This is a genomic window from Arthrobacter rhizophilus, assembly GCF_026241105.1.
Classification (GTDB): Bacteria; Actinomycetota; Actinomycetes; order Actinomycetales; family Micrococcaceae; genus Arthrobacter.
Map to the genome: position 1 here is coordinate 1 of NZ_JAPFFT010000070.1, position 2020 is coordinate 2020.

1 protein-coding gene is annotated in these 2020 nt (G+C 64.2%); it reads right to left on the reverse strand.

What is annotated here, in order from left to right; all coding sequences use genetic code 11:
* Positions 1 to 198: 198 nt before the first annotated feature.
* Positions 199 to 1851, reverse strand: coding sequence for a malate synthase A (gene aceB / locus OOZ51_RS22320; protein ID WP_265982162.1), 1653 nt, complete (start codon positions 1849 to 1851; stop codon positions 199 to 201).
* Between the last annotated feature and the right edge of the window lie 169 nt (positions 1852 to 2020).

Genomic DNA, 2020 nt, shown 5'->3' on the forward strand with positions numbered 1-2020 from the left:
GGGCACTCTGAGGAAATGACCTGACCATAAAACGCTCCATCAATCAGAGCGTTGCTACGACCATATGACTTTGCCCGGTCAAAACGACAATAACTGCGAGCTACTTGGGGTGGTGAGGAGTTCCGTCGCTGGGCTGCCTCCCCGGCCATCGGGGTCACTTGTTGCGAAGAGTGCAGGCAGCCCAGCGGGGCGTGGGGACTAGGCGGCTACGAGTTCTTCCTTGGTGGCTTCTTCGCGGGCTTCCGTGAGATAGCGGGCGTAGGCCGGGATAGTCAGGAAGGTGGGGAACTCCTCGGCCAGGGCGACTTCCTCGAAGATGCTGCGGGCATCGTTGAAGCGGTCGTCGTCGAAGCGTTCCAGCCGTGCGAACTCCTCGTCCAGGAGGTCGTTGACCCATTCGCGGGTGATGAGCTCGCCGGTGTCGGTGATGGCGTGGGAGTAGATCCACTGCCACAGCTGGGAGCGGGAGATCTCCGCCGTTGCGGCGTCCTCCATGAGGTTGTGGATGGCCACAGCACCGTTGCCGCGCAACCAGGACTCGATGTACCGGATGCCCACCTCGATGTTGTTCCGGATGCCGGTCTCGGTGATGGTGCCCTCGGTGGAGGCGATGTCGATCAGGGCACGGTCGTCCGGGGTGACATCCTCACGTGAGCGGTCCAGTTGGTTCGGACGGTCGCCGAGTACGCCGTCGAACACTTCGCGGCACACCGGGACCAGGTCCGGGTGGGCGACCCAGGAACCGTCGAAGCCGTCGCCGGCTTCGCGGGTCTTGTCCGCGCGGACCTTCTCGAACGCTGCCGTGTTGGCGGCCTCGTCCTTGCGGTTGGGGACGGCTGCGGCCATGCCGCCGATCGCCATGGCGCCGCGGCGGTGGCAGGCCCGGACCAGCTGCTCGGTGTAGGAGCGCATGAACGGCTGGGTCATGGAGACCTGGGCGCGGTCCGGCAACACGAACCGGGGACCGCGGGTGCGGAAGTTCTTGATCACGGAGAAGATGTAGTCCCAGCGACCTGCGTTCAGTCCCGAGGCGTGCTCGCGCAGCTCGAAGAGGATCTCCTCCATTTCGAAGGCCGCGGTGATGGTCTCGATCAGCACCGTGGCGCGGATGGTGCCCTGCGGGATGCCGAGCAGGTCCTGGGCCAGGACGAAGATGTCGTTCCAGAGGCGGGCCTCGAGGTGGTTCTCGATCTTGGGCAGGTAGAAGTACGGGCCCTTGCCCTGTGCCAGCAGGCGGCGGGCGTTGTGGAAGAAGAACAAGCCGAAATCGACAACGCCGCCGGCAACGGGCTTCCCGTCGATGAGCATGTGCTTCTCCGGCAGGTGCCAACCGCGGGGCCGCACCACGATGGTGGGCAGTTCCTCGGCGGCACGGAGCTTGTATTCCTTGCCCTCCGGGGATGTGAAGTCGATCCTGCGCTCCAGGGCGTCCGTGAGGTTCAGCTGGCCCTGGATGACGTTGCGCCACGTGGGGGTGGAGGAGTCTTCCATGTCCGCGAGCCACACCTTGGCGCCCGAGTTCAACGCGTTGATGGTCATCTTGCGGTCAACCGGTCCGGTGATTTCCACGCGGCGGTCCTCCAGTCCCGGCGCCGGGGGAGCGACGCGCCAGTTCGGATCGTTGCGGATTTCCGCCGTTTCCGGGAGGAACCGCGGATCCTGGCCACCGGAAATCTGGCCGCGACGGGTGTGCCGCGCCTGCATCAGCTCCTGGCGGCGCTCCGCCGTAGCCCGGTGCAGCTTAGCCACGAACTCCAGCGCATCCGGGGTAAGAACCTCGTTCTGTCGGTGGATAGGCTGGGCGGTCAGCGTGATGCCGTTGATCGTGTAATTGTCAGTGAAGCTGTTCACGGGAATTCTCCTCTTGAGATCCCAACTGACTCGCAGTAGGTGCCGTTTTGGGGGCTCAGAACGACACCTACTGCTACCTAGTTGGGGAAGTTTTAGTGGAACTGGCCTTCTTCGGTGGATCCCACCAGGGCCAGGGTGGATGCGTTCGGGTTGAGCGCAGTTGCGATGT